Origin of the sequence: Brevibacillus sp. LEMMJ03, from assembly GCF_007197875.1 — a bacterium.
GTDB classification, from domain to species: Bacteria; Bacillota; Bacilli; order Brevibacillales; family Brevibacillaceae; genus Brevibacillus; species Brevibacillus thermoruber.
Map to the genome: position 1 here is coordinate 88,645 of NZ_VKJN01000009.1, position 20,796 is coordinate 109,440.

The 20,796-nt window shown below is 58.3% G+C and carries 24 protein-coding genes; 14 read left to right on the forward strand and 10 right to left on the reverse strand.

The features are described from left to right. Positions 1–148: 148 nt before the first annotated feature. From FOI68_RS13070 to FOI68_RS13090, 5 genes are all read left to right on the forward strand, one after another. Complete coding sequence (locus FOI68_RS13070) at positions 149–1,216, forward strand: S1 domain-containing protein (RefSeq protein WP_143863440.1); 1,068 nt, start codon at positions 149–151, stop codon at positions 1,214–1,216. Between the two features lie 137 nt (positions 1,217–1,353). After that, positions 1,354–1,755 carry a YugN family protein gene (locus FOI68_RS13075; RefSeq protein ID WP_029100688.1) on the forward strand — a complete coding sequence of 134 codons (402 nt, stop codon included), beginning with the start codon at positions 1,354–1,356 and terminating at the stop codon, positions 1,753–1,755. 201 nt (positions 1,756–1,956) lie between these two features. After that, the gene (locus FOI68_RS13080) at positions 1,957–2,406 is read left to right on the forward strand and encodes an NUDIX domain-containing protein (protein ID WP_029100687.1); all 450 of its coding nucleotides are present in this window, start codon (positions 1,957–1,959) and stop codon (positions 2,404–2,406) included. Positions 2,407–2,504: 98 nt separating this feature from the next. After that, the gene (locus FOI68_RS13085) at positions 2,505–3,305 is read left to right on the forward strand and encodes an NAD kinase (protein ID WP_044897095.1); all 801 of its coding nucleotides are present in this window, start codon (positions 2,505–2,507) and stop codon (positions 3,303–3,305) included. 31 nt (positions 3,306–3,336) lie between these two features. Next, positions 3,337–4,059, forward strand: a complete 723-nt coding sequence (locus tag FOI68_RS13090) for an MOSC domain-containing protein (protein ID WP_143863441.1) — start codon at positions 3,337–3,339, stop codon at positions 4,057–4,059. Between the two features lie 36 nt (positions 4,060–4,095). Here the strand turns inward: FOI68_RS13090 and FOI68_RS13095 are convergent, their stop codons facing one another. The 4 genes from FOI68_RS13095 to FOI68_RS13110 all read right to left on the reverse strand — a co-directional run bounded on the left by FOI68_RS13095 (position 4,096) and on the right by FOI68_RS13110 (position 7,900). After that, positions 4,096–4,821: an exonuclease domain-containing protein gene (locus tag FOI68_RS13095; RefSeq protein WP_143863442.1), complete on the reverse strand. Its 726-nt coding sequence runs from the start codon at positions 4,819–4,821 to the stop codon at positions 4,096–4,098. 13 nt (positions 4,822–4,834) lie between these two features. Continuing rightward, positions 4,835–6,001: a DUF294 nucleotidyltransferase-like domain-containing protein gene (locus tag FOI68_RS13100; protein ID WP_185973944.1), complete on the reverse strand. Its 1,167-nt coding sequence runs from the start codon at positions 5,999–6,001 to the stop codon at positions 4,835–4,837. Next, a complete protein-coding gene (locus FOI68_RS13105) occupies positions 5,898–7,238 on the reverse strand; it encodes an ammonium transporter (RefSeq protein ID WP_044897098.1) in 1,341 nt (446 codons plus the stop codon). Before FOI68_RS13105 ends, FOI68_RS13100 begins: the two co-directional genes overlap by 104 nt. Before the next feature lie 134 nt (positions 7,239–7,372). Then, positions 7,373–7,900: an SMI1/KNR4 family protein gene (locus FOI68_RS13110; protein WP_143863443.1), complete on the reverse strand. Its 528-nt coding sequence runs from the start codon at positions 7,898–7,900 to the stop codon at positions 7,373–7,375. Positions 7,901–8,127: 227 nt separating this feature from the next. Here FOI68_RS13110 and FOI68_RS13115 point away from each other — a divergent pair, with 227 nt between their 5' ends. Then, on the forward strand, positions 8,128–8,685 hold the full coding sequence (locus FOI68_RS13115; protein WP_029100681.1) for a histidine phosphatase family protein: 558 nt from the start codon (positions 8,128–8,130) through the stop codon (positions 8,683–8,685). A 92-nt stretch (positions 8,686–8,777) separates the two neighbouring features. On the opposite strand, the gene FOI68_RS23475 is transcribed toward FOI68_RS13115, so the two are convergent. Then, a complete protein-coding gene (locus tag FOI68_RS23475; RefSeq protein ID WP_162836753.1) occupies positions 8,778–8,930 on the reverse strand; it encodes a hypothetical protein in 153 nt (50 codons plus the stop codon). A gap of 151 nt (positions 8,931–9,081) precedes the next feature. Here FOI68_RS23475 and FOI68_RS13120 point away from each other — a divergent pair, with 151 nt between their 5' ends. Continuing rightward, complete coding sequence (locus FOI68_RS13120) at positions 9,082–9,468, forward strand: toprim domain-containing protein (protein WP_044900356.1); 387 nt, start codon at positions 9,082–9,084, stop codon at positions 9,466–9,468. Between the two features lie 35 nt (positions 9,469–9,503). Continuing rightward, positions 9,504–9,710: a hypothetical protein gene (locus FOI68_RS13125; protein WP_029100680.1), complete on the forward strand. Its 207-nt coding sequence runs from the start codon at positions 9,504–9,506 to the stop codon at positions 9,708–9,710. A 34-nt stretch (positions 9,711–9,744) separates the two neighbouring features. Here the strand turns inward: FOI68_RS13125 and FOI68_RS13130 are convergent, their stop codons facing one another. Beyond that, the gene (locus tag FOI68_RS13130) at positions 9,745–10,524 is read right to left on the reverse strand and encodes an undecaprenyl-diphosphate phosphatase (protein WP_029100679.1); all 780 of its coding nucleotides are present in this window, start codon (positions 10,522–10,524) and stop codon (positions 9,745–9,747) included. A gap of 225 nt (positions 10,525–10,749) precedes the next feature. Here FOI68_RS13130 and FOI68_RS13135 point away from each other — a divergent pair, with 225 nt between their 5' ends. The 3 genes from FOI68_RS13135 to FOI68_RS13145 all read left to right on the forward strand — a co-directional run bounded on the left by FOI68_RS13135 (position 10,750) and on the right by FOI68_RS13145 (position 13,112). Further along, positions 10,750–11,649, forward strand: a complete 900-nt coding sequence (locus tag FOI68_RS13135) for a CvfB family protein (RefSeq protein ID WP_143863444.1) — start codon at positions 10,750–10,752, stop codon at positions 11,647–11,649. A gap of 528 nt (positions 11,650–12,177) precedes the next feature. Further along, complete coding sequence (locus FOI68_RS13140; protein ID WP_143863445.1) at positions 12,178–12,672, forward strand: hypothetical protein; 495 nt, start codon at positions 12,178–12,180, stop codon at positions 12,670–12,672. Positions 12,673–12,767: 95 nt separating this feature from the next. Then, positions 12,768–13,112 (forward strand): hypothetical protein, encoded by a 345-nt coding sequence (locus FOI68_RS13145; RefSeq protein WP_029100676.1) that lies wholly within the window; start codon positions 12,768–12,770, stop codon positions 13,110–13,112. Positions 13,113–13,366: 254 nt separating this feature from the next. Here FOI68_RS13145 and FOI68_RS13150 read toward each other — a convergent pair whose 3' ends face one another. Genes FOI68_RS13150 through FOI68_RS13160 form a run of 3 tightly spaced genes read right to left on the reverse strand, consistent with a single transcriptional unit; the run spans position 13,367 to position 16,852 of the window. Further along, complete coding sequence (locus FOI68_RS13150; RefSeq protein ID WP_029100675.1) at positions 13,367–15,313, reverse strand: TRAP transporter permease; 1,947 nt, start codon at positions 15,311–15,313, stop codon at positions 13,367–13,369. Beyond that, positions 15,314–15,844 carry a DUF1850 domain-containing protein gene (locus FOI68_RS13155; protein ID WP_143863446.1) on the reverse strand — a complete coding sequence of 177 codons (531 nt, stop codon included), beginning with the start codon at positions 15,842–15,844 and terminating at the stop codon, positions 15,314–15,316. A gap of 6 nt (positions 15,845–15,850) precedes the next feature. Further along, a complete protein-coding gene (locus FOI68_RS13160) occupies positions 15,851–16,852 on the reverse strand; it encodes a TAXI family TRAP transporter solute-binding subunit (RefSeq protein WP_143863447.1) in 1,002 nt (333 codons plus the stop codon). A gap of 201 nt (positions 16,853–17,053) precedes the next feature. Here FOI68_RS13160 and FOI68_RS13165 point away from each other — a divergent pair, with 201 nt between their 5' ends. The 3 genes from FOI68_RS13165 (at position 17,054) to FOI68_RS13175 (ending at position 20,502) form a co-directional block, all read left to right on the forward strand. Next, the gene (locus FOI68_RS13165) at positions 17,054–18,340 is read left to right on the forward strand and encodes a sensor histidine kinase (protein ID WP_143863448.1); all 1,287 of its coding nucleotides are present in this window, start codon (positions 17,054–17,056) and stop codon (positions 18,338–18,340) included. A 4-nt stretch (positions 18,341–18,344) separates the two neighbouring features. Further along, positions 18,345–19,265, forward strand: a complete 921-nt coding sequence (locus FOI68_RS13170; RefSeq protein WP_143863449.1) for a response regulator — start codon at positions 18,345–18,347, stop codon at positions 19,263–19,265. 181 nt (positions 19,266–19,446) lie between these two features. Then, complete coding sequence (locus tag FOI68_RS13175) at positions 19,447–20,502, forward strand: tetraprenyl-beta-curcumene synthase family protein (RefSeq protein ID WP_029100670.1); 1,056 nt, start codon at positions 19,447–19,449, stop codon at positions 20,500–20,502. Between the two features lie 10 nt (positions 20,503–20,512). On the opposite strand, the gene FOI68_RS23480 is transcribed toward FOI68_RS13175, so the two are convergent. Next, positions 20,513–20,686, reverse strand: a complete 174-nt coding sequence (locus FOI68_RS23480; RefSeq protein ID WP_029100669.1) for a DUF5325 family protein — start codon at positions 20,684–20,686, stop codon at positions 20,513–20,515. Positions 20,687–20,796: the final 110 nt, after the last annotated feature.

The window sequence follows — 20,796 nt, forward strand, 5'->3', positions numbered from 1 at the left end:
GTGTTCGGGGTGCCGGGCTGGGGCGCCTTGGTTGCCATTCAGGAATGGTTGGGCCGCAAAATGGGCTAGACTTGCCTGGAAAAATAGACACCTCCCCACACGCAGCCGTATATCGTAATACAGAAACAACAAGAGGGGAGGAGTTTTCATGGAGTCGTCGCAAAAACAACTGTTTCAGGCTGAACCGGCGGCGGTCAGCATGTTGAAGGATATGCGCCAAACCGTGCAGAACATTTGCAAGGAGCACGCGCGGCAAAAGGTACGGATCGAAGCGTTGGACGGCCGCGTGTACGAGGGCAAAATCCTCGATGTTGACGATTTCCACGTCTACGTGGAGATCGAGGAGAACGACGAGGGGCCGGACGAAGATCTGGGAGCGGTGGAGCAGGTCTCCAGCCGGTATCCGCAAAAACCGCGGCCGCATAACGGATGCCCGCCTCGCGGCAATGCCGTCAGTCCATACGGTACGGCCGGTCCCAATGTCAGTCCGTACGGGTTGGTGAGCCCCTACGAGACAGGTCCCAACGTCAGCCCGTACGGGTTGGTAAGTCCCTACGAGACAGGTCCCAACGTCAGTCCGTACGGGTTGGTAAGCCCCTACGAGACGGGTCCCAACGTCAGCCCCTACGGGTTGGTGAGCCCCTACGAGACAGGTCCCAATGTCAGTCCGTACGGGTTGGTGAGTCCCTACGAGACAGGTCCCAATGTCAGTCCGTACGGGTTGGTGAGTCCCTACGAGACGGGTCCCAACGTCAGCCCGTACGGGTTGGTGAGTCCCTACGAAACAGGCGGCCCCGATGCCAGCCCGTACGGAATGGTGAGTCCCTATGAGACGGCCGGTCCGCCCGGCAAACCTGACGAAGCGGTGAGCCCCTACGAGGAAGCCAGTCCGTACGAACAGCCTGCCGAGAAGGTGAGCCCGTACGAGGCGGTCAGCCCGTACGAAGCGGTCAGTCCCTATGAAACCGTCGGTCCCCAGGGCAACGTCACGCTGCAAAACAACATCAATCTGTACGGCAGCCCGTATCCCCAGGTAAGCCCGTATACTGACGTCAGTCCGTACCCATACCCGCCCGATTATCCCTACGTTCCGTTCTACCCGTATGTTCCGTACGGCGTGTACGAGGCGCCTGTTTTCAAGAAAAAAAAGCGCCGCTGTCGCCGCAAGGTCATTCCCCTGGCGCTGTTTACCCTGCTGTCGATTGCCCTGATTTGACCATGGAACCAGCAAATGTAAAAGCCTCTGCCGGGCTGTTTCCGGCGGGAGGCTTTTTCCATTTTCCCCGTTGGTTGAGTACAACCGCGCCGTTTGTCGCACACTACCGGTTAGAATCCGGAAAGGCAGGGATGGAGATGCAACCGATTGACAGCAGTTTGACGGGAACGAGAGGCACGTTCGGATACTTTCGCGAGTCGCTCGAACCGAACGGCTTTACCCTGGCCAACTGGGATTACCACCGGGGATTTTTTGACCGCAAGCTGGACGATCAGGGGATGGTGTATCTGCGGCTGCCGGTGACGGTCAAGGAAGGGGAACTGGACAGCCCGGACGCCTGGTTGGAACTGGGCACGCCGTTTGTGCTGAAACACGTCTACCAGACCGGTGTGGAGGAAGACATCGGCTATTACGTGCCCGTCGCTTCGGCGGCCATGAACCAGTTCCAGGAGCCGGCGGACAAGGACGCGCCTGTGGAACAGGTCTGGATGCGCAAGGCGGAGGCGATCGTCAGAGAGTTGGAAAAACGGTTTGCGTAGCATCAAACGGGCCTTGGGCAGGGGCTCGTTTTTTTTGCGGACGACGCCAGCTCCGCCCGCCGGATGGACCTGCCCGCCGCTTCCGGGGCTCGCCGGCCAGCACCGGTCTGACCTGCCGGGGGCCCTGTCTATGGCGGGGGATTCCGCGGTGGTGTAGAATGGTAGCAACAGGAATGGATTCCCTTCAGGGAGTTGAAAACGATGGCCTGGTACTACCCGCTGCTCAAACTGTATTGGCGTATCCGCAAGCCGCTGACGCTGGGCGTCCGGCTGATTGTCACGGACGACGAAAAAGGCGTGCTGCTGGTGCGCCACACGTATGTGGGCGGATGGTATTTGCCGGGCGGCGGAGTGGAAAAGGGAGAGACGTTTTTGGAGGCGGCCCGGCGTGAGCTGTGGGAAGAGTGCGGCGTAGAGGCGAGGGAGATGAGGCTCTGCCACCTCTACTACAGCGAGCGGGAAGGGAAGCGGGATCACATCGCGCTGTTCCACGTCACCCGGTACCGCCAGCATGAACGGCCGGAGACGGACCCGGAAGTGGCGGACATGCGCTTTTTTGCCTGGTCGGAACTGCCGGAGCAGTTGTCGCCTGCGACGAGGCGCCGACTGGAGGAGTTTCGCGCCGGCCGTTTTGCGGCGGAGCGCTGGTAGCCCGCGCCCGGTATCCCGGCCGCCGGAGTGTTCCTGTGACATTGTGAATAGCAGGCATGACGATTGTTTGTTATGTGCAGAAGTGAGGGTAGACCACCATGAAAATCGCCACCGTACTGCGGAATGACGACTACTCCCGGGAGGTAGAACGGGAGCTGAAGGAAAAACTGCTGGGAGCCGACAGCCCGTACCGCTTTGTCCAGAAGGAGGGCGAGAGGCCCGATCTCGTGCTCTCCATCGGCGGGGATGGAACGCTGCTGGAGGCGGTGCATCAATACGGCTTTGAGCCGACGTACGTCGGCATCCACACCGGCCATTTGGGCTTTTACGCGGACTGGCGGCCGAATGAGCTGGATGCGTTCGTGCAGGCGCTGAAGCAGCAGACGGAGCCGTTTGTTGCCGAGTACCCCACCGTTCAGTGCCGCATTCTGACCCGCGACGGCCGCATCATTCACAAATGGGCGCTCAACGAACTGGTGATCCGCAACGCGTCCCTGTCCACGCTGGTGGCCTGTGTGTACATAAACGGCGACGAGTTTGAAACGTTTCGCGGAGACGGCCTGATCGTCTCTTCCCCGTCCGGAAGCACGGCGTATAACAAAGCGGTGAACGGAGCGCTCGTCCATCCATCCATCGAAGCGATCCAGCTCTCGGAGATCGCGTCGATCAACAATCAGGCGTACCGGACGATCAACAGCTCGCTGGTACTGCCCAAGCACCATGAGGTCGAACTGATCGTGATGAATCCGGAGATCATGATCGGGTTGGACCGGGAGCAGGCGGTCTGGCGGGACGTGTGCTCCATCACCTGCCGCGTCGGCATGGACAAAGTGAAGTTTGCCCGCTACAAGCGGCTCACGTTTTGGAGCCGGGTGCGCAATTCGTTTATTACGGGATAAACGCCGAAAACAGGCGGAGGAGGCGGTTGGGATGAAAAAAGTGGGGACGCTTGCGGCGATTTTTCGCCATCCCGTCAAGGCAATGCGCGGCGAGCGGCTGACGACGTGCCGCGTGGATGCATTCGGCGTGTACGGCGACCGGGGCTATTACTTCCGGGATGAGTCCAGGAACGGCAAGTGTCTCAGTGCGGACGCGGTTCCGGGCATCTTGGGCTACACCGCCCGGCTGGCGGGTGAGAGCGGCGAGGACGCCTACCCGGAGGTGCGCGTGACCGCGCCGGACGGCACTGTGTACGGCTGGGAGGAGACGCTGTTCGCCAAGGTGGCCGAGACGACGGGACGGCCGGTGACTGCTGTGCGCAGCACGCCGCGTGAAGGCGGAGAAAACTGGGAAGATCACGTCCTGCTGGTGACCGATGCCTCGCTGCGGGAGATCGCCCGCCTGGTTGGCCGGGAGAGCCTGGACCCCCGCCGCTTCCGGGCCAATTTCGTAGTCGTGCTGGATGAGGACACGCCGTTCGCCGAGGATGCCTGGCTGGGTAGGCGGCTGCGCATCAACGACGTGGAACTGCAGGTGAACAAGCCTTGCGAACGCTGCATGTCCGTCAACATCGACCCGGATACGCTGGAGATCCATCCGGCCGTGCTGAAAACGGTGGTAAAGCGGCACCGCAACCACTTCGGCGTGTACGCGTCCGTCGTCACCCAGGGGCGGGTGTCGGAAGGCGACGAGGTGTTTGTGGAGGAACCATGACGAAAGGCTGTCCGGCGAGACTGACGGACAGCCTTTCTATCTGAGTTCCTCGTAAATCTCCCCCAGATCGGTGTACCCCCGCCGAATCGCCTTTCCCAGGTATATCCCCCAGAGGGAGGCGGCGGCGACGGCATCGCAGTAGGCGTGGTGGCGGCGGGAGATGTGAATGCCGTGGGCGGCGCACAGGGCGTCCAGCGAACTGCTGCCGATCACCTCACCCGACAGGCGGACCAACAGCATGGTGTCCAGCAGCCGGTGGGAAAACCGCCGACGGCCATGCTTCCATAATGCGGCGCGAAAAAACTGCCGCTCGTGGCGGGAGTGGTGGGCGACCAGCGGCCGGTCGCCGACAAACTGGAAAAAGCGCTGGAGCGCGGCAGCCGGATCGGGCGCGGTGCGGACCATCTCGTCGCGTATCCCGGTGAGGGAGGCGACGTGGGGAGGAATCGGCCGGCCGGGGTCGACCAGGCTGTAAAACGATTCTCCCAAGAGCAGCTGCTCTCCCCGCATCGCCACGGCACCGATGGAGAGGATGGCGTCGCCGCGGTCAGGGGAAAAGCCGGTCGTCTCCAGATCGACCACGACCACTTCCAAATCGGCGAGCGGCAGGCGGGCCCCCGTTTCTTTTCGTTCGCGCCGCAGCGAACGGAGAAAGGCGGCCAGCCCCAGATCGCTGCCGTCCCGCTCCGCTGCCGGCATCCGTGCCGCCTCCGCGGCCCGGCTCATGTGCCACAAGCGACCCCACAGGTTTCGGGTAGGCATAACCGGCACCTCCCTACTCCGGGTATGCGGCCAGCAGTTTTTTGGTCCGGTCCTGCAGCCGCAGCGCCAGCTTCATCGTCTCGCGCAGCATCGAGAGCGTATCCGACGACAGCTCCGACAGTTTGACGTAGCTGTTGCTGGCGTAGGTGCCGTCCCGCCAGTGCAGCGGAGCGATCAGCCGCAGGCCCAGGAGCAGCCGGAAGTGGTGCTCCACCTCCCGGCAGAACGGCTCCGGCCAGACGCCCGCTTCCCGCAGGGCCGCCAGCCGCTCCAGCGTGGAGGCGGCGTGGATGCCGTGGGCCAGGGCGAAGTGGCGGACGGCGTTGACGATCGGCAGATACACGCCGTATTTCACGTTGATCGCTCCCTGGTAGCGGCCGGTGATGTCCGGAGCGATCCGGCCCAGCCAGGTGAGCGGAATCCGGTGGAAGCGGGTGTTGCTCACAAGCCTGCCGATCAGAATCGGGTTGTGGGCGAGAAGCCTCCGGTACTGCCTGTTCAGCGGCGCAACCACGTCCGGCTCCCCCCAGAGGACGCGGGCGTCGCCCACCAACAGGAGATAGCGGGCGTGCTCCCACACCGGATCGGCGGCCCAGGCGGCGAGGCGCTCCATCCATTGGTCCGTGCTGCCGCGCCAGCGGGCGGACACGCAGGTGACGTTGCCGTGGCAGGGCGGATAGCCCACCTGTTCCAATCCCTGCACGATGGCTGCCCCCAGCAGGTGAAAGTAGCCTTCCACACGCTCCGTCTCCCGTTTGTCCATGCCGTTGGGGAGCCGGTAGACAAGCCCGTTGTCCTGATCGCTGATGACGGCCTGTTCGCTTCGCCCCCCGCTGCCAAACTGGAGAAAGGCGAACGGGACGGGCGGCGTACCCACGCCCATTTTCGCCAGGTGGCGCACGGCGAGCAGCACGCCCTGGCGGATCACCCGGTCGTGGATCAGGTTGACGGTCACGGCGTACGGAGCCATTTCCCCGGCCCGCTTCACCCCCTCCAGCCTGGACAGGTCCAAAAGCTCCCGGCGCAGGGAGAGCAGCTCCTGAAACGAACCGGTGTCAGCGATGCGGTGACAGTCCTCAGGTGAGAGAATGAGTGGATCGCCCTTGGGCGGCGGAGACGTAAGGGCGCTCCGACTGCAGCAGTTCGGGATATCCGTATCCCCCGTGTTCGCTAAGGTCAAGGCCCATCACCTCTTCTTCCTCGGTTACGCGAAGTCCCATCGTTTTCTTCATGATGGCGAGAATGACGTACGAAGCGACCAGCACATACACCAGCGCGGAAAATACACCCAGTGCCTGAACGCCCAGTTGGTGGAAGCCGCCGCCGTAGAACAGGCCCGGCATCCCGACGCCCACTTTTTCGACCAGGGCGGGGGCGGCAAAAAAGCCGTTGGACAGCGTTCCCCAGATGCCGGCGATGCCGTGGACGGAGAAGGCGTAGATCGGATCATCAATGCCCATCCGATCAAACCAGATGGCGGTATAGAATGTAAGAATACCTGCCACGGACCCGATGACAACGGCAGCCCACGGTTCCACAAAGGCGCAGGAAGCGGTGATCGCCACCAGGGCGGCCAGCACGCCGTTCAGCATGCTCGGGATGTCTGCTTTCCCCGTGACGGCCCACGCGATGCCCAGGGCGGCAACCGCGCCGGACGCGGCCGCGAGGTTGGTCGTCAGCGCCACGTGGCCGAAGAGGCCGGAGACGGAGCCGAACGTGGAACCCGCGTTGAAGCCAAACCAGCCAATCCACAAGATGATGACCCCCAGCGTGGTGTAGACCTGATTGTGGCCGGGTATCATGTTGGAGCTGCCGTCCTTGTTGTACTTGCCGAGGCGCGGCTTGAGCAGGACGGTGGCGACGAGGGCGGCCGTCGCCCCGGTCAGGTGGACGACCGTCGATCCGGCAAAATCCTGCTTGCCGTGTTCCGCCAGCCATCCGCCCCCCCAGATCCAATGGCCGACTACCGGATAGATAAAGATCGTAAACAAAATTCCGAAAACGACGTAGACGGAGAGCTTGGCGCGCTCGGCGAAGCCGCCCCAGGCGATGGAGAGGGAGACGCCCGCAAAAGCCAGTTGAAACAGGAACTTGATCCCGACCGGAATGTTGGCGAAGGAAAGGGATTCGTAGGCCGCAGCCGCCTGTTCCTCCGTTCCGTTGAAGAAAAAGCCGGTCAGTCCGATAAACGAGTTGCCGTTTCCAAACGTCAGGCCGAAGCCCAGGGCCCAAAACGCCAAGGTGCAGATCCCAAACGTCAGGACCGTTTTGCCGGCGACGTGTCCGGCGTTTTTCATGCGCGTCGACCCGGCCTCCAGCAGCGCGAATCCGGCCTGCATGAAGATCACCAAAACGGCGGAGACCATCACCCAGGTGGCATCCACGGCGGAGGCGAGAAGAGGCAGTGTCGGTTCCATGCAATCCACTCCTTTTTGATGTCAGATAAACTGACATTTTGTTTGTTATGTGAGATTATATGACATGAAATGGTGGAATGCAATCACTTTTTCGCAAGGCTCGTACATGTGCATGTGAGGGGAATCTTGTTTGCTCAAAAAGGAGGGGGGATGATCGCCAAAAGAAAAAGGACCCCTTTTTCATGAAAATGATAAGCATAATTGGCTGCGATCTGTTTCATTTCCAGATTTGCATGCTGGAGGAGAGTCACTAGCTGCTGTTCGATGAAGGCAGCGTGTCCTGTCGGATTGGCATACAGATAGTCCAACGCATGGCAGACCTCCAGCTCATCATTACTTGCCAAGGCTGTGGTCATTTCCTCCATGGTCCAATTTCTTGCAGGATGTTCTGGATCAACGTCTTCCGTTTCCACTTCTTCCAGGTATAACCCCTGCAAAAAGGAATCAAAGTTGGGCGCCAATTCAATGATCTGCTTTTGATCAGCATCAATGAATATAACTGGGGGGTCTTCTCTTGTGTTTCGGTAGTCGAAGGCCACCCACGAATGCCCACTTCCGGAGATGACAACGATATGTTTCGGCAATCCCCATTCCTGTATGAGATATTCACTTTCCAATATCCCCTCTTGTTCACCGATGCCTAAAATGTGGTCGATGTGGATATGGTCATCGGCCCAAGCTGTTCATCCATGCAAGCACACAACTCGGACAGCACTGGCGATAAAAAGAACGGATACCCGGACAGTCCCCCGCGAAGGTGAAACGATGACGAAAACTACGCTGTCCAGGACGAGCATGGCTGATGCTGGCTCAAGGCACACGGTGATGATGATGAATCCGTAATGATACAATGAAACAAAATAGGGAATCTCTTTGGGGGAAGAACCTTATGAGAACCAATCTGTATGTTGTACGGCACGCCCATTCCGTTTATACGCCGGATGAAAGAAACCGACCATTGTCCGAACGCGGCTGTCACGATGCGAAAAAAGTAACCGAATTGCTAAAGCAGGCGAATGTTGATCATGTCATTTCAAGTCCGTACAGACGAGCGATTCAAACCGTCGAAGGAATTGCCCATTACATTGGGAAAGAGGTTGAGATCGAGGAAGGGTTCAAGGAAAGAATCTTGTCTGAAAAACCCGTAGAGGATTTTCAATACGCCGTCGCACGGGTATGGGAAGACGAGCATTTTTCATGGGAAGGCGGAGAGTCGAATGCCGCTGCCCAAAAACGGGGAATCAAAGCAACGGAACAGGTTTTGGCCAGGTTTCCCGGAAAGAATGTCGTCATTGGTACCCATGGCAATTTGATGGTATTACTCATGAATGTTTTTGACAAACGGTACGATTATCATTTCTGGCAGCAACTTTCCATGCCGGATATCTACCGATTGTCGTTCGACGGCACCGATTTGCGAGAGGTCAGCAGGGTGTGGGAAGGGTAAAAAAACCGGGGCACGTACGGGAAGCGATTCGCCCCATCCGTACCAAAACAGCCGCCTTGTGATAAGACGGCTGTTCATGTGACAGGCGGTCCCTACATGGGCCGGGGATGCTCCTTCTGCTGGCGCTGCTGCGAAGCTCCCTGGTTGTCTTCCGTGTGCGTGTCGTCGGCGACCGTGCTGCTGGTCAGGCCGGTGACAGCCAAGCCTTTCTGGTTCAAGTTTTTGGCGCTTTTCCACTGTGCCATGCTGCACGCTCCTTTCCCCCTGGTTCACCTTTAGCTTCCCCCGGCATGCGTCCGTGTTACGCAGCCAGATGTTCCCGCCGGTCTATTTCCGGCCGCTTTTGGAACGGGTATACTAAACGTATCACCTCGCTGGAAAAGGAGGCGTGGCCGCGTGGAAGAACGCGTCATCATCGTCGAGGGGAAAACGGACAGGGAGCGGCTTCTGCAGGTATTGGCCGAACCGGTTTTGATCTACTGCACGTACGGGTCATACAGCGCGGACAAGGCGGGACAGCTTGCGGAAAAACTGGAGACGGCCGACGAGGTGTACGTGTTTACGGATGAGGACCACAGCGGAAAAAAATTGCGCAGGCAGCTTTCGGACGATTTTCCCCACGCCCAGCATCTGTATACGAAACGGATGTTTGCTCAGGTGGCCAACACGCCGTTGGATGTGCTGGCGGAGATTCTGGAGCGGGCGGGCTTTCAGGTGCAGGAGGGACAGCGGGACCCGGAAGTTTGGCCGGACGGGGATAAGAAGCGGCCGCAAGGGCAATAACAACAGTATCTGCACAAGTTGGAGGTGTCTGTTGGTTGCGCAGTCTGGTCGCCTTTATCAACAGGATGAACATCGGGATATGGCTGTTGGGCATTTTTGTCGCTCACGTCCTGCTCTACCTGTTCTTGGGAACCGCCACCTGGCTGGCCACATCGCTCTTGGCCACGGCGTTTTACGGCATCGTGCTGCTGGTGGCCAAACTGGTGGCCGGCCGGTACGGAGACAAGGAGCACATAAAGTGAAAGAGCCGGCGGCCAGCGCCGGCTTTTTGTTCGTTCATCCGCCCAAATACGGCAGGGCGAGGATGATGATGCCCAGGATCCAGACGTAGACGGCAAAGCCTTTCATCGAGCCGGTGCTGATGATCTTCAGCATCCAGCGTATGGCCACGTATCCGGCGATGGCGGCAAACATCGTCCCCACCAGCATCGGAATCATCGCGGCCGTTTCCACCGGTTCCCTGACCAGCTTGAGCGTCTGCAGCACGGTTGCCCCCAGAATGGCCGGAAGCGACAGCAAAAAGGAGAAGCGGGCCGCATCGGCGCGATTGATGCCGCGCAAAAGCGAACCGGCGATCGTCAGGCCGGAGCGGGAGATGGCGGGCAGGATAGCGGCGCCCTGCAGCGTGCCGATGATCAGGGCGTCCGTGTAGTTGATCTCGTCGAACGTCCGCGTCCCCCTGCGCATTGATTCCACCGCCCAGATGATGACCCCCGTGGCGAGAAACTCCCAACCGATCGTCACACCGGTCCGGGAAATCTCCTCAAAAAAATCTTCAAACGCCAGGCCAATGACGGCGGTGGGAATGGTGCCGACGACCAGCAGGCGGGCCAGTTTGCCGGTCGGGTTGGTCAGGACGTGACGAATCTCCGGCCAAAACACAATGACGACGGCGATCAGCGTCCCGAAGTGAAGCATCGTGTCAAAGAGCAGGCCGGCTTCCTGAAGACCGAACAGCTTGCGGAACAGCACCAGATGACCGGTGCTGGAAATCGGCAGGAACTCCGTCAACCCCTGGACGATGCCGAGAATGATATGTTCCAGAAGCACAAGCATCGCGAGTCGCTCCCATCCATTCAGACTGGTAGTGGCTGCCAGTAAATACGACGGTCATGACCGGTTGGTTACACGGCGGAACCGGTACAATCCATACATATGTGATCGCCGGCCGGACTTGCCTGTTTGGCCGAATTTTCTGCGGGATGGGCAAAAAGTTGTGGAATGGATCGCCGCCGGTTGGGTATAGTTAGGATGCAAACAGGAGAGAGAGGAAATGACGGAATGAACAAGAGGCACAACAAAAACCGGGCGCAAGCCGCCCCGGCCAACCTCCAGGCGGGCATGACCGTGACGATGACGGTGGCGCGGCAGACGGATATCGGCTATTTTCTTCACGAGGGGGAGGACGAGGTGTTTCTCCACCGGAGCGAAGCGGAAGGCCCGCTCCGGATCGGCGAAGAGGCGGACGTCTTTCTCTACCACGACCACGAGAATCGTTTGGCGGCTACCATGCAGATGCCCTACGTCTCGTGGGGCGAGTACGGCTGGCTGGAAGTGGTGGATGTGTCCCCGCGCCTGGGCGTCTTTTTGGACAACGGCATCAAGAAGCACCTGCTGCTGTTCGTGGATGATCTCCCCAAGATGCGGCAGGAATGGCCCCGCACGGGTGACCGCCTGCTGGTGACGCTGAAGCGGGACAAGCAGGGACGCCTGCTGGCCAAGCCGGCATCAGAGGAGGAAATCAGCCGGATTGCCGTCCCGGCCGACAGCGACATGCACAACAAGTGGGTGGAAGGTACAGTCTACAAAGTGATCCAGGAGGGAGCGTTCCTGTTTACGGACGACGAGCACGTGCTGTTCGTCCACCGCGACGAGATGACGGAACCGCTCCGCCTGGGGCAGTCGGTCCGCTGCCGCGTGATCTACGTGCGCGCGGACGGCCGGCTGAACGGCTCCATGCAGGCGCGCAAGGAAGTCCGGTACGCAGAAGACGCGGACAAGCTGCTCCACTACCTGATCGACCGGGGCGGCGCGATGCCGTACACGGACGACACGCCGGCCGACATCATCCGGGAGAAGTTCGCGATGAGCAAGTCAGCCTTCAAGCGGGCGCTGGGCAAGCTGATGAAGGAGCAGAAGGTGGAGCAGGACGAGGGCTGGACGAGGTTGATTCGCAAGTAAAAAGACGGGTCCCTGGAGAGGGGGCCCGTTTTCCATGTCGGGTGTAAATTGTGGTGGTTCTGCAAACAGGATGATCCCGCGAAACGCGCCTGTAAATGGAGAAAGACAGGCATTACACACTTATGATGAAACGCAAGTGGTCTTGTGTCCGTCAAAAATTGTAAATAGTATCGCACTAAAGGATGCACCTGGAACCTAAATGAATGTCTCTCATTCCACAAGCTGTACATTCCGCTTTTGTTCCCTGTCCCGGAAACATTTCGCGAACACATTTTTCAGAATCCCCTTTGCATCAAAGAAATACATATCGAATCGTTGCTTTGTTGCTCCAGAAATTGGTGCATCAAGTTCCATTGGAGGATGTGTACAGACGGCAACGGTGTCCCAGGAACAGGAGTAAGTATCTCATACGGCCGTGATGATCAACCATGGAGAGGTGATGCAGGTACCATTGGTTCATAGGGGACAACGTATGCGAGAGCCTATACAGAAATGTGGGTGGGCGGTAGAAAAGAGGAGGTTTTTTCGTTGAAAAAGCGCATGGCAGTTTTTCCATCACTGCTTACCGTGGCGATACTCACAGGTGTCGGAATGGGAAGTGCACCCTACTATGTGGATGCGCAAAAGAAGGAAAGCAAAACAATCAAACCGGAAGACCAGATAAAGAATCATCGATCTGAGAAGACAAACAAGCTGCTGGAAAGAACCTGGAATGCCGCCATTGCAGCATTCAACATCGATACAAACGGCTTGGATCAGGTAGAGTATGCGGACAACCATCATATTTGGGACAAACTTGATACGCGCGAACAGGTCAGCTACACGGAAGCATTGCATCAAGCAATGTCTCACCATAAGATTGGCGACTATGAGACTCTGTTGTTGGTCGATAAGGATGTAACCCAAACAACGATCCTTTTCCAACGTGGGGACGACAAAACATCAGTGAAAATAGAATTGAAGTCCAAGACGGGCGACAACGGTAAGGAATGGTTTGTTGACGGCCAACCGGAAGAGAAGTAGGCAAAAAGGGAAATGAAGGTTTAGAAGATAGGGGGGATACAGCACCGTTTATGGTGCTGTTTTAGCTTTCCCCATCAAATAAAGGAGGATTTGAGATGATAAAAAGCAACTGGTTTCAAATATGGGTAGGCATTTTACTTTCTGTACTAACAGTGACGGTTGTTTACGGAATCCTTTCGTTTGCAGAGGTGACAAAATGGACTTCAACACAAATCATCGGTCATCTTCAGACAAAACCGCAATTATCAGAGCCGCCCTTCGCTCAGGATGGGGCGTTGTCCAGTGGTGATGCTGTCATCTTGCATTCCACTTTGGAAGATGGCAGCAGGTTTTTATGGATATATGACACCAAGAGCAAAAAGATGGTTCTGTACCGATTTACACTCGACGGATCCGTTTATAAAAAAGGTGAAAAAATTCTTGAGCAAATGTTAGAGTAACAAGCTGTGTTTAACCGTTTTCAGCTTCCGATTTGGCCAAACCACCCCGTGAAACATGAAGGGAAATCCAAGACCCTTATTCACCCCATTGGACAATACTGATGCAACGTGATGAAAAAAATGTAGCTCTCCGACTTGGCCCGTCTGGGATAAGAGGAGAGCTATTTTTTTGACTGCTTCGCGTAAAAAAAGAAAAAGGCTGTCGAGATGGCATCGACAGCCTGAAATGGCTTCAGGAAACCGTATGGCACATGCTACGAAGCAACCTGAATCTGCTGCTTTTCCTTGCGCCCCTTGTAATAGGAGAGACCAAACACGAGCGCCAGCAGGGCAAAGCCTGACAAGTCGGTGGCCAGCCCGGGAATCACGGCCAGGACGCCGCCCGCGATCGCCAGGAGACGCTCCAGCGGATTCAGCTTCGACATCCAGAAGCCGATCAGCCCGGCGCCTACACCGATCATGCCGATTGTGGAGGTGATCATCACCCACACCGATTCCCAAAACGTGGTGTCGATCAACAGCAGCTGCGGCGACAGCACGAAGATGTACGGTGCCATAAAGGCCGCGATGGACAGCCTTGTCGACTCCACGCCGGTCTGAATCGGTTTTGATTTGGCGATACCCGCCGCGGCGAACGCCGCCAGCGCAACCGGCGGTGTAATGTCGGCGACGATTCCGAAGTAGAAGGTGAACATGTGCGCGGCGATGTCCGGCACGCCCATCTGGATGAGGGCGGGAGCCGCGATCGTCGACGTGATGATGTAGTTGGCCGTGGTCGGCGTACCCATCCCCAGGATCAGCGACGCGATCATGGTGAAGAACAGGGTGAGAAACAGAATGCCGCCCGCCAGGTCAATCAAGCCGTTGGCCAGTTTCAGCCCGATGCCGGTCAGCGTGACCGTCCCGACGATAATGCCGGCGCAGGCCGTTGCCGCCACCACGCCCAGAGCGGTGCGGGCACCGGAGGCGAACGCTTCCAGGATGTCCGCGAGCGACATGCGCGTCTCTTTGCGGAACGCGCCGACGACGACCGTCGACGCAATTCCGATGATCGCGGAGCGCTCTGCCGAGACGCCCATCATCAGCACGACGATGATCACCAGAATCGGCAGCAGCAGATACAGCTTCTTTAGCACTTCCTTTTTGTCCGGCAGCTCTTCCGGGGACAGGCCGCGCAGCCCGAGGCGCTTGGCTTCGAAGTGCGTCATGATCCAGATCCCGGTGAAGAACAGGATAGCCGGCAGCGCAGCCGATTTGGCAATCTCCAGGTACGGAACGTTGATGAACTCCGCCATCAGGAAGGCGGCGGCGCCCATGACCGGCGGCATGATCTGTCCGCCGGTGGAAGACGATGCTTCGACGGCGGCGGCAAACTCGGAACGGTAACCCAGGCGTTTCATCATCGGAATGGTGAAGGCACCGGACGTCACCACGTTGGCGACGGAGCTTCCGCTGATCGTTCCCTGCAGGGCGCTGGAGAAGACGGCCACCTTTGCCGGTCCGCCGATGCGGCGTCCGGCGATCACGAGCGACAAATCGTTAAAGTATTCGCCGACGCCGGTCTTTTCCAGGAAGGCGCCAAACAGGATAAACAGGAAGATAAACGTAGACGACACCCCGAGCGGCGTGCCGAGAATCCCCTCCAGCGTGTAGTAGGAATGGCCGATGATTCGGTCGACGTCGTTGCCGCGGTGTTCCAAAAAGCCGGGCATGTACGGGCCGAAGTAGGTGTACAGCAAAAAGAGGGAGGCGATGATGGAGATCGGCAGGCCCACGACGCGGCGGGACGCCTCCAGCACCAGGAGAATCGCAATGCCCCCGATCACCAGGTCGAGCGTGGTGTAGTTCCCCGTACGCATCACCAGCCCGTCGTAATCGATGACCCAGTAGAGCGATACCAGGACGGCGACGATGGACAGGATGATGTTGACGATCCCTACTTTGCCGCTGTTGTTTCCCTTGGAGCGGCCGGCGTAGAGCAGAAAGACCAGCCCCAGGCCAAACGCCAGGTGGATGGGGCGGTGAATCTGCGGCGGCAGTGTAAAAAAGAGCGAACTGGACAGTTGGTAGACGGAAAACAGAACCAGCAGGACGAAGGTGATCCACTTCATCGGGCCGGACAGTTGGCGCACGGCGGATTCCTTGTCGTACTGCGCAATCAACTGTTCCATTTCTTGTTGACTCATGTGTTGCGTGCTCATCTAGTACCCTCCAATCGCTTGCAAGATGGAACGCTTCTCCACCCGGATGGTTACCGCCGCGCCAGGGTTGTCCACGTCGGCGAGCGGTATTTCCCGTCCGGCGAACAGCAGTGTATGATGAGCCCTCACCTGCCCGATGAACAGATGGAGGGCGGGGAAGGCGCGGTTCATGTTGACGATGCGAAACAGACCGTCACGGCTGATCAGGTGTTCACCGGGAGCCAGTTGGCTTTCCATGCCGATCCCGTAATCCTGAAAGGTCAGTTCGGATAGAATGATCTGCCCGTTTCGGACGCGGTACGTCTCCACGACGGGCGTGCGGTTGATGGAATGAGTCCAGCGTATGGCAAATGTGCCGTTTTCAGCGATTCGGCCGCTCCAAACCGGCCGGTTTGTCTCCGTGTCGCGAACGACCAGAGCGGGGAACATGGGGATGAGAGCCACCAGAATGACAGCGGTCAAAAGAAGGAAGGAGAAAAGGCGGAACGACGTCCGCCCTTTCCCGGTTCCTACCTGTTTGCGCAGAAACATGGGGTCTTACTTTACGCCTTTTTCGTCAAAGAACTTTTTCGCGCCCGGGTGTACCGGCAGGCTGACGCCTTTCAGCGCGTCTTCGATCTTGATTTCCTTTGCCTTGGCATGACCCAGTTTGTCGGTGTTTTCAAAGATTGCCTTGGTTACCTTGTACACCAGGTCTTCGCTCAGGTCGGAGCGGACGACGAGCATCGACTTGACGGAGACGGTGGTGATTTCTTCCGGTACGGTCTGGTAGGTGTTGGCCGGGATCGTCGTTTTCACGTAGAACGGATACTTCTGGATCAGCGCGTCAATCTTGTCCGCGTCAACCGGAATGATTCTCACGCCTGTGGTGGCAGCCAGCTCGGTGATGGCTGCGGTCGGCGTGCCGGCCGTCTGGAACGCGGCGTCCAATTGGCCGTCCTGAATGGCTTTCGCGGAGTCGGCAAAGGAGAGGCGCTGCAGCTTCAGATCGTCAAAGGTCAGGCCGTACGCCTCCAGGATTTGCTGGGCGTTCATTTCCGTTCCGCTGCCCGGAGAGCCGACGGAGACGCGCTTGCCTTTCAGGTCGGCGACGCTGTTGATGTTGCTGTCTTTGGAGACGACGATCTGAATGGTCTCGTTGTAGAGGGCGCCCATCGCCTGGAACGAATCGATTTTGCCGTCTTGTGCGAACATGTTGGTGCCTTTGCTTGCGTACTCGGCAATGTCGTTTTGGACAAAAGCAATATCGGCTTTCTTGTCGCGGATGAGGCGGATGTTTTCTGCCGAAGCGCCGGTGGCTTGGGCTGTCGCCGTTACGCCGGCGTTTTTTCCGATGAGATCAGCCATGCCCCCGCCAAGCGGATAGTAGGTGCCGCCGGTGCCGCCGGTCGCGATGATCAGTTGGCTCGGATCGCTGCTGCCGCCGCCGGAATTGCCGCCCTGGCCCCCTTGCGCATTGTTTCCGCCGCTGCCACATGCCGTCATGAGCGACATTGTTACGAGCAGCGTCAGAGAGAGAAGCAGACTGCGCTTTTTCATGAAAATTCCCCCTTATGTAAATAATCATACATATCCTATAGTACCCTTTTTTCGCAATAATACAATATTTCTACGGAAAATAAGGGACTATACTCCTGGTCAGTGTAAGCGCATACCTACAAAAAACTACAAAAATCTATAGAAGAATATAGTAAAATATAAAATAATGTCGAAACCTTCTTGAAACGAAAGCGGAAACCGATGAGAGAAAGCGTATACATCCTCATGCTGATGCTGATTGCCGTGCCGATCGCAGGCGAGTTGAAATTTCACCCGTTTCAGGACGATTTTCGCGTGAGTTTTGGCACGACCGCCTTTTTCTTTTTCCTGCTGTGGCTGCGCAAGATCCCGGCGTATGTGAGCGGACCGCTGACCGGCTGCCTGGTGGTGCTGTTCCGGGTGGGGCTCGACTGGTTGGGGTCCGAGCGCTTTGACTTGCTTGCGTCGATCCACATGCACCTGCCCGCCTTTTTCTTTTACGTGACGTATTCCTGTCTCTTCTCGCTGTTTCGCGTCAACGAGCGGCATCACCGGCCGCTTTTGGTCGGCGGGCTGGCGACGCTGGCGGAGATAGGGGGCAACCTGGTGGAGCTCTTGTTTCGCGCGTCGTCGTGGGAGGCGGTGCTTCAGCTTTCGGTGATCTGGCCGGTGTCGGCGATCGCGCTGATTCGCAGCTTTTTCGTGCTCAGCTTTTTCAACGTGATCCAGCTCCGCCAGGCCAAGTGGATGGAGGAGCAGCAGCGCATCCGCAGCGAGCGCATGCTGATGCTGATCGCCAGCCTGTACGAGGAGTCGGTTCATCTGAAAAAAACCTTGCGGCAGGTGGAGGAGATCACGCGGGAGTGTTACGATCTGTACCGCCGAATGAAGGACAGCGCCCGCGACGAGAACGGCGAGGCCTTCGCCCGGCAGGCGCTGCGCATCGCCGGGCAGGTGCACGAGGTGAAAAAGGACAACCAGCGGATTTACGCCGGTCTGTCCAAGCTGATTTCCGACGAAAACGCTAAGGACTACCTGCCGCTGGGAGAACTAATCCGCATCATCGTCCGCGCCAACGAAAAGTACGCCCGCCTGCTGGGCAAGGACATCCGCTTTGAGGCTCGCGTGGACGCGCCCGAACTGCCCTGCCACATCTACACGACCCTGTCGTTGGTGAACAACCTTGTCGCCAACGCCGTGGAAGCGATCCGGGAGCGCGGTACGGTTGCCGTCTCCGCCACTTTGGACGAGAGGCAGGAGTGGCTGCGGTTTGCGGTCGGCGACGACGGACCGGGGATCGCCGTCAAGGACAAGGAACTGCTGTTCAAGCCCGGGTTTACCACCAAGTTCGACGTGTCGGGCCAACCGTCCACCGGGATCGGGCTCTCGTATGTCAGGGAAGTGGCGGAAACCCTGCAGGGGCACGTCGAGATCTGCGAAAACACGGACGGGTACGCCGCTGTCTTCATCATTCGCCTGCCGGTCGCCCATCTTGTGCAGAAAGGATGATGACATGCGCTATTTCATTGCCGATGACGATCCGGCCATCCGTTCGATGCTGGCTCACATCATCGAGGACGCTGATCTGGGGGAAGTGGCCGGAGAGGCGGAGGACGGTTCGCGGATCGACAAAAACTACCTGGAACTGAAGGGAGTCGACATCCTGCTGATCGACCTGTTGATGCCGAACCGCGACGGGATTGAGACGGTTCGGCACCTGGCCGGCTTTTCCGGCCGCGTCGTCATGATTTCACAGGTTGAATCCAAGGACATGATCGCGGAAGCGTACTCCCAGGGAATCGAATACTACATCACCAAGCCGATCAACCGACTGGAGGTGATCAGCGTCCTGCAAAAGGTGCGGGAGCGCATCCTGCTGCAGCGCTCCATCGAGGGCATCCAGCGATCGCTCAGCGTGTTGACCGGAGGTGCGGGCGGCGAGCGAAAGGAGCAGCCATTGCGGGAAAAGACGATCCGCACGGCGGGCAAATTCCTGCTGACGGAATTGGGGATGATCGGGGAGAGCGGCAGCAAGGATTTGCTGGACATGCTGGACTACCTGTACCGGTTGGAAAAGGAAGAGGCCGGCGACTACAGGTTTCCCGCGCTGAAAGACATCTTTGCCAGCGTGGCCGTGGAGAAATTGGGCCGGCAGGCGGCGGCCGCCGACGTGCAAAAAGAGGTAAAGGCCGCGGAGCAGCGGGTGCGCCGGGCGATCTATCAGGCGCTGACCCACCTCGCGTCGCTCGGGTTGACGGACTATTCCCATCCGAAGTTTGAAAGCTACGCGACCACCTTTTTTGACTTTACCGAAGTGCGCAAACGGATGATGGAGCTGGAGACCCGGATCGAACCGGCTCCGTCGTCCATCCGGATCAACGCGAAAAAATTCATCCTGGTGCTTTATCTGGAAGCAAAACGGCTGATCGGATAGCGTTTGGCGATCACCTCATGACGTTCCTTCCCCCTTTCAAGCCTGGTGACAGATGGCTCCGGCAGGAGGTGTTCCCCTTCTTTTCGGAAGGTGTGAAGAATTTGGCATGCACGGGGCAACAATGAGGAGAAGAGAGGGCATTTGTGGTAAGATAGTGCTATGTGTGTAAGGAGGGAATGACGTGAGGGAACTACGACAACCGTGGCAGCTGCTGTACAGGATCTACCGCCATGTCCGGCCTGTGCTGGAGCGGGAGTTCGCCGCCTGGTACCGGCGGGCGCAGGCGATTCCGGACCCGGAACTCCGCAAGCAGGCGCTGTCCAGCATGGAGAGCAAGAAATTCCACTGCGAGGGAGGATCCGTCTACGCCGCTCAGGTGGTCCCTCACGTCGAGGTCGTCGTACCGCTTATCGTAGCCTACCAAACCATCAGCGATTACCTGGACAATCTCTGCGACCGCAGCACGTCGCTTGATCCCGAAGACTTCCGGCAGCTTCACCTGTCCATGCAGGACGCCCTGACGCCCGGCGCTCCGCTGCGGGATTACTACCGGTTTCGCAAGGAAAAGGACGACGGGGGCTTTTTGGCCGACCTCGTGCTGACCAGCCAGCGCCATGCCGGGCAGCTTCCCGGCTACGGCAAAATCATGCCGCGCGTGCTGGAGCTGTCCTGCCTTTACAGCGACCTGCAGGTGTACAAGCACATCGCCCACGATCAGCGGGAGAAACGGCTGCTCGCCTGGTGGGACGAGCACAAGGATCGGCACCGGGATCTGTACTGGCAGGAGTTTGCCGCCGTTACAGGATCGACGATCGGCATCTTTGCCCTGTTTTGCCTGGCGACGGAGCCGCACATCCGGGACGAAGAGATCGAGGCGGTCAACGCGGCCTACTTTCCGTGGGTGTGCGGGCTGCACATCCTGCTGGATTACCTGATCGACCTGGAAGAGGACCGGTTGGGCGGAGATCTCAACTTTGTCAGCTATTACGCCTCGGAGCAGGAAGCGACGGAGCGAATGCGGTACTTTATTCAACAAGCAAAGGCAAGCGTCGACCGCTTGCCCAATCCTGCGTTTCACCGTATGATCGTGGACGGATTGGTCGCCTTTTACCTCGCCGATCGCAAGGTAAACCGGAGCCAGCCGCACATTTACACCATTGCCAGAGAGCTGTTGAAACAGGCCAAGGGGTTGCCTTCCGTGCTGTTTTACGTGAACAGCCTGCTCGTTCGGCGCTGAGGCTGGAGGGTCAGCGCATGTGTTTGCGCTTGTAGGAAAAGCCGAGTCCCATCAGGACGCAAGCCCCGACGATTCCGCCGACCACGCCGAGCCAACTGCGTTCGCCGATGGCCACGCCTACCCCGATGAAGCATGCGGCCACGGCAAGTGCCAACGCCAATGTAATCCATTGATAACGACTCATTGGTTCTGTAACCTCCTATCTGTCAATGTTCCCATTATACCTCATTTTCCGTGAAAACGATCGCGTGAAGTCATTCCGGAAAAGCCGGCAAATTTTTGTGTGAAGTGGTG

What these genes read in the sequence shown, in the direction of transcription:
- FOI68_RS13070 (WP_143863440.1), top strand. Translation starts at nt 149, where the DNA reads ATGGAGTCGTCGCAAAAACAACTGTTTCAGGCTGAACCGGCGGCGGTC.
- FOI68_RS13075 (WP_029100688.1), top strand. Translation starts at nt 1,354, where the DNA reads ATGCAACCGATTGACAGCAGTTTGACGGGAACGAGAGGCACGTTCGGA.
- FOI68_RS13080 (WP_029100687.1), top strand. Translation starts at nt 1,957, where the DNA reads ATGGCCTGGTACTACCCGCTGCTCAAACTGTATTGGCGTATCCGCAAG.
- FOI68_RS13085 (WP_044897095.1), top strand. Translation starts at nt 2,505, where the DNA reads ATGAAAATCGCCACCGTACTGCGGAATGACGACTACTCCCGGGAGGTA.
- FOI68_RS13090 (WP_143863441.1), top strand. Translation starts at nt 3,337, where the DNA reads ATGAAAAAAGTGGGGACGCTTGCGGCGATTTTTCGCCATCCCGTCAAG.
- FOI68_RS13095 (WP_143863442.1), bottom strand. Translation starts at nt 4,821, where the DNA reads ATGCCTACCCGAAACCTGTGGGGTCGCTTGTGGCACATGAGCCGGGCC.
- FOI68_RS13105 (WP_044897098.1), bottom strand. Translation starts at nt 7,238, where the DNA reads ATGGAACCGACACTGCCTCTTCTCGCCTCCGCCGTGGATGCCACCTGG.
- FOI68_RS13115 (WP_029100681.1), top strand. Translation starts at nt 8,128, where the DNA reads ATGAGAACCAATCTGTATGTTGTACGGCACGCCCATTCCGTTTATACG.
- FOI68_RS23475 (WP_162836753.1), bottom strand. Translation starts at nt 8,930, where the DNA reads ATGGCACAGTGGAAAAGCGCCAAAAACTTGAACCAGAAAGGCTTGGCT.
- FOI68_RS13130 (WP_029100679.1), bottom strand. Translation starts at nt 10,524, where the DNA reads ATGCTTGTGCTTCTGGAACATATCATTCTCGGCATCGTCCAGGGGTTG.
- FOI68_RS13135 (WP_143863444.1), top strand. Translation starts at nt 10,750, where the DNA reads ATGAACAAGAGGCACAACAAAAACCGGGCGCAAGCCGCCCCGGCCAAC.
- FOI68_RS13145 (WP_029100676.1), top strand. Translation starts at nt 12,768, where the DNA reads ATGATAAAAAGCAACTGGTTTCAAATATGGGTAGGCATTTTACTTTCT.
- FOI68_RS13150 (WP_029100675.1), bottom strand. Translation starts at nt 15,313, where the DNA reads ATGAGCACGCAACACATGAGTCAACAAGAAATGGAACAGTTGATTGCG.
- FOI68_RS13155 (WP_143863446.1), bottom strand. Translation starts at nt 15,844, where the DNA reads ATGTTTCTGCGCAAACAGGTAGGAACCGGGAAAGGGCGGACGTCGTTC.
- FOI68_RS13160 (WP_143863447.1), bottom strand. Translation starts at nt 16,852, where the DNA reads ATGAAAAAGCGCAGTCTGCTTCTCTCTCTGACGCTGCTCGTAACAATG.
- FOI68_RS13165 (WP_143863448.1), top strand. Translation starts at nt 17,054, where the DNA reads ATGAGAGAAAGCGTATACATCCTCATGCTGATGCTGATTGCCGTGCCG.
- FOI68_RS13170 (WP_143863449.1), top strand. Translation starts at nt 18,345, where the DNA reads ATGCGCTATTTCATTGCCGATGACGATCCGGCCATCCGTTCGATGCTG.
- FOI68_RS23480 (WP_029100669.1), bottom strand. Translation starts at nt 20,686, where the DNA reads ATGAGTCGTTATCAATGGATTACATTGGCGTTGGCACTTGCCGTGGCC.